Here is a 5,027-nt window from a genome sequence, read left to right as displayed (position 1 = left end):
ATTCCAGCTGTCCTCGATTTTCTGTGTTCTTTACCAGCATTTTTATCACCCTACACCATTATACCCCATTTTCTTCCATGATACGAGAAAAAGGCCGCCTTTTGGCGACCTTTTTCGACAGGCTGAGGTACAGACCGAAAGGTCTGTACCTTTTTGCTTTGCTCTTGCTTTGCTTTTGCTGCCATGGCATAAAAGGGGAGCTTGCCGGCGGGTCATTGCAGGGGATGCTGCACCATCCCCTGCAATGCTTTTTAGGCGGCAAGGCAGCTGGCCCATGCTTAGAGAGCAGCGTACTCCTTGGCAATCTGGGCTGCTACACGGGCGTTGTTGTAGGCCAGCTGGATGTTGGTGGCCAGGCTGCGGCCCTGGGTGTACTCCACAATGTGAGCCAGCAGGTAAGGGGTAATGTTCTTGCCGCGAACCCCCTCCTTGTTGGCGCTGTCCAGAGCCTTGTCGATGATGGCGCTCATCTCATCAAAGTCCATGGCGTATTCCTCCGGCACGGGGTTGCCAATCAACATACCGCCCTCCAGGCCCAGGTCCCACTTGGTCTTGGCGATTTTAGCAACCTCGGCAGCGTCCTTGGCGTTGCAATCCACCCCGAAACCGCTCTTGCGGCAGTAGAAAGCGGGGAAGTCGTTGGTGTTGAAGCCCAGAACAGGCACACCCATGGTTTCCAGGTATTCCAGGGTCAGGCCGATGTCCAGAATCATCTTGGCACCTGCGCAAACCACAGCCACAGAGGTGTGGGCCAGCTCCTGCAGGTCAGCGCTGATGTCCATGGTGGTTTCGGCACCACGGTGTACGCCGCCGATGCCGCCGGTGGCGAATACCTTAATGCCAGCCAGGTGAGCCAGAATCATGGTGGAAGCAACGGTGGTGGCACCGGTGCCGCCCTGGGCCAGAATGATGGGCAGGTCACGGCGGCTTACCTTTACAACGCCTTCGCCCTTGCACATCAATTCCAGCTCCTGCTGGTTCAGACCAACTTTCATGCGGCCGTTGATGATGGCCATGGTGGCGGGCACAGCACCCTCAGCACGGATGATGCGCTCCACCTGGGCAGCAAACTCCAGGTTCTGGGGGTAGGGCATACCATGGGACAGAATGGTGCTTTCCAGCGCAACCACAGGCTGACCGGCTTCGATGGCTGCTTTTACTTCGGGGGTAATATCCAAATAGTCTTTCAGGTTCATTTTACATACTCCTTCATCAGTTGGTTTACGGTCTCCACGCTCATGGCAGGGTTGATGGTGTCAGCACCGCTGATGGCCACCAGACCCGCACCCAGCGCAAAGTCCAGAACATCGCTTTCGTTCATGCCTGCCATGGTGGCATACAAGATGCCTGCCATGGTAGCATCCCCTGCGCCGGTGGCGTTTACCATCCGGTCAAAGCGGCGGCTGCGTTTGTGCATGGCGCCGCCCGGGCCCATGTAATAAATGCCGTCCGCCCCAAGGCTTACAAACACCCGCTGCACACCGGTGGCAATCACCTTTTTGCAGGCCGCTTCCAGGTCCTGTTCGGTAGTGATAGGCATATCGGCCAGAATCTCCATCTCCAGCCGGTTTGGCTTGATGGTGTGAAAACGCCCCAGAATAGGCACCACGCTTTTGGCCCAGGTGGTACTCACCGGGTCGATGTAAAGGGGTGCGGTGCAGTGTTCTGCCAGGTAGGTGAGGGCAGCGGGCGAAAGGTTTGCATCGCACACCACCACGGCGGCCTGGTTGAGCAGTTCAAGCTGGTCTGCCACAAACTGCTGGTCCATCTCCTTCAAAATGTGCATATCGCTCATGGCAACCAGCATATCCCCGGCAGAGTCCATGATGGAAATATAGCTAGAGGAGCGGCACCCGGGCCGAGTCATAAGGCCCTGGGTGCCAATGCCCAGCTGCTGGCACCCGGTGCGAATCATCTGGCCATAGGCATCGTCCCCTACGGCACTGATCAGCTCGCACCGCTGGCCCAAACGGGCCAGATTGTCCAGGATATTGCGCATAACGCCGCCCATGGACAGATGCAGCCGGCCGGGATTGGAGTCCCGCATGATAATGGGCGAAAGGCTTTGGCCGTGGATGTCCACATTGGCCCCGCCAATGCCCGCAATGTATTGCTCTGTCAAAAAGGTTTCCCCCTGTGGAAAGCTCTCGCAAAAAGAGCCGTTCAAGATTGTCCCCTGCAATGGCTGTGGGAACACACTTATTGTACTATGGCCGCAATTTTGTTACAAGTGACAATCGACACTATGTATAATTAGCGGTTTTGTATGCCACACTATCTGCAAATCAACGCACACAACCCCTGCACCAGCCGGTTGGCGCAGCAGGGCAAAAAGCAGCAAGGAGCAGATGGAATATGGAGCAAATCAGGCAATTTCTCAGGGGCAGAGGCTTGTATGCTGTGCTGACAGCGTGCATTGCGGCGGCGGTGGCCTTTAGCTTTTTTGGAGTAAAAAACATTTTACAGCAGGAAAATATGGCAAATCAGGAGGGGACACAGCAATGGGATTTACCGGGTCAGCCAGTGGAGCAAAAAGCACCGGATGTGCCGGTCACTACCCCGACCGCTACCACCAAGCCCAACGCATCGCCGCAGCCTGCCGAGTCCTCGCCTTCTGCTGGTGGTGCTGGGTCTGCTACCGAGCAGCCCGCCGTGCAGGAACTGCCAGCCGATGCACCGCTGCCTTCCTTCGTTTGGCCGGTGGATGGGCAGATTGGGCAGGCATTTAGCGGAGATCAGCTGGTATACAACGAAACTTTGCGGGACTGGCGCACCCACAATGGCCTGGATCTGACAGCCCAGGCCGGCGCACCGGTATACAGTGCCAAGGCAGGCACCGTGAAAGCGGTGTACGAGGATGTGCTCTGGGGCCAGGTGGTGGAAGTGGAAAGCGATAGCATGGTATGGCGGTACTGTGGCCTGGAAGCAGACTCGGTAAGCGTGCAGCCAGGGGACAGTGTGGAACAGGGGCAGACCTTGGGCGCATTGGGTGTTATCCCCGCAGAGCAAACGGAATGCCACCTGCACCTGGAATTGCTTCAGGATGGGGTATACCAAGACCCTGCCATCCAGCTGGCAGATTGATGAAGCAAAAGGCGGCACAGGGCTTGCGCATATGCTGTGCAAGGTTTGTGCCGTGCCAGAGATTGAGGCACAAGAAAAACAGCCCCCGGTTTCCTCTCAGCAGGAAAAACCGGGGGCTGTTTTGTTTATTTGTTGGAGCCAGGTGTGCCAAAGTAATGTTCGCAGAACAGCGTGCAGGTCAAGGGTTTGTTATAGTAATAGCCCTGGGCCACATCACAGCCAAGCTCCAGCATCATCTGGGCTTGCTCTGCGGTTTCCACACCTTCAATGACGGTGGTGAGGTTCAGGCTGTGAGCCATCTGCACAATGCCCTTAATCACCAGGTCACGCTTGGCAGCATTGGTGTTATCGCTGGTGGAAAGGAACACACGGTCCAGCTTAAGTTCATCAATGGGCAAATCCTTCAGCGAGTTCAAGGAGGAGAATCCGCTGCCGAAATCGTCCATGGAGATATGCAGCCCGTGGCTGCGCAGCTCGTTCAGGATGAAGTACATCCGCTCGGTGTTTTCCATGGCCAGGCTCTCGGTTACCTCCAGCACCACCAGGTGGGGCGGAATGTTGTAACGCTCCAAGGTGGAGAGCACCTGGTTAATGTAGTTCTTTTCGTAGAACATCAACCGGCACTGATTGACCGAAACAGGCACTACGGGCAGGCCCTGATCCAGCCATTCACGCAGCTGACGGCAGACATGCTCCAGCATATAATAGTCCAAATCTACGCAGAAACCGTTGCGCTCAAACAAGGGCACGAACTGGCCGGGGTAAACCATGGACCCATCTGGCCGAATCCACCGAACCAGAGCTTCGGCACTGGTAAGTGCCCCGGTGCGCAGATTGATTTTTGGTTGCAGCCATACCTGGAATTCTTCGTTGGCCAGCGCTTCTTCCATGCAGTTCTCAATCTGGTTGTTTACCAGAATGGGTTCATAGATGCTGGGGCGGTAGAAGATGATTTCATCACGCCGCTGCCGCTTTGCACTATCCAGTGTAAGGGAGGTTTGCAGCATGATGGTCTCCAGGTCTTGGTTATGCTTGCTTACAAAGCGAATGCCGCAGGAGAAAATCAGGTGAAGATTCTGGTGTGCGTTAATGGAGAACTTTTGCATATCTGCAAGCAGTTCTTCCAACCGGCGGGTAACATCCTCCTCGTTGGTATCATCCAGCAGCAGAATCCAGCCTTTGGGACTGGAAGCGTACAGTTCTTTGCCTTGCAGACTACGCTTGAGGCAAAGAGCGATGTGCTTTTGCAGCCGGTTGAAGGCTTCCAGACCGTAAAGGTTTTTAACCAGCTCGCCATTGTCTGTTTCCAGCATTACCAATGCTTTGGGTGTGCTGCCAAGCCGGTTGGGCAGCTCGTTCATAAAGCGGTGGCTGTTCCAGCACTCGGTAACGGGGTCGATGTAGGCCAGCTGATACATGGTTTTAGTGTTCTGCTGCATGGTGTAGTAAATGTAAAAAGCAAGCAGGAAGAACAAGAAAAACAGGCTGTAAAAGGTGGCGCGCTGCAGCATCAGCCAATGGGATATATCGGTAACCAGCAGCTCGTGAGGAACAACGGTTACGATGTACCAGTTGTTATAGCTTAAGGGGCGGAAATACAAATCGTAAAAGGTGCCGTTTGCTTCCACTTCCATGTAAGCGGCCTGACGGTCTGCAAATGCCGAAAGCAATGCATCCGCCGATTCCGAATCAATGGCCGGGGAATCAAACATATTGAGGACATCGCCGGTGAAGTAGGTGGTGTTGCGCACCACAAAGGTGCCGTCATCGGTGATGATGTGGTTAACGCCCACATCATTGAACAGATTGGCCGAAAGCACATACCGAAGGGTATTGGTGTAGTGAGAGCCGCACAGCACACCTATGATTTTGCTGGGGGCGCCGTCCTGTTGGTAAGGGGTGCCGCCCTCGTAGATGGGAACAAGGTACCGGTTTACATACTC

General features: G+C 55.1%; 4 protein-coding genes. 1 reads left to right on the top strand and 3 read right to left on the bottom strand.

The features are described 5' to 3' along the window. Positions 1–278: 278 nt before the first annotated feature. Together ACH2EM_RS03845 and ACH2EM_RS03840 are read right to left on the bottom strand one after the other, a co-directional pair. Entirely contained in the window at positions 279–1,196 is a 918-nt protein-coding gene (locus tag ACH2EM_RS03845) for a pseudouridine-5'-phosphate glycosidase (RefSeq protein ID WP_395150783.1), read from the bottom strand. Next, complete coding sequence (locus ACH2EM_RS03840; RefSeq protein WP_395150782.1) at positions 1,193–2,122, bottom strand: PfkB family carbohydrate kinase; 930 nt, start codon at positions 2,120–2,122, stop codon at positions 1,193–1,195. Before ACH2EM_RS03840 ends, ACH2EM_RS03845 begins: the two co-directional genes overlap by 4 nt. Before the next feature lie 353 nt (positions 2,123–2,475). Here ACH2EM_RS03840 and ACH2EM_RS03835 point away from each other — a divergent pair, with 353 nt between their 5' ends. Continuing rightward, positions 2,476–3,084, top strand: a complete 609-nt coding sequence (locus ACH2EM_RS03835; RefSeq protein ID WP_395150781.1) for a peptidoglycan DD-metalloendopeptidase family protein — start codon at positions 2,476–2,478, stop codon at positions 3,082–3,084. 125 nt (positions 3,085–3,209) lie between these two features. Here the strand turns inward: ACH2EM_RS03835 and ACH2EM_RS03830 are convergent. Beyond that, the coding region (locus ACH2EM_RS03830; RefSeq protein ID WP_395150780.1) for an EAL domain-containing protein at positions 3,210–5,027 on the bottom strand (1,818 nt) is incomplete at its 5' end.

The organism is uncultured Allofournierella sp. (genome assembly GCA_944382705.1).
Taxonomy (GTDB): domain Bacteria; phylum Bacillota; class Clostridia; order Oscillospirales; family Ruminococcaceae; genus Allofournierella.
This window is presented reverse-complemented; position numbering and strand designations above follow the sequence as displayed.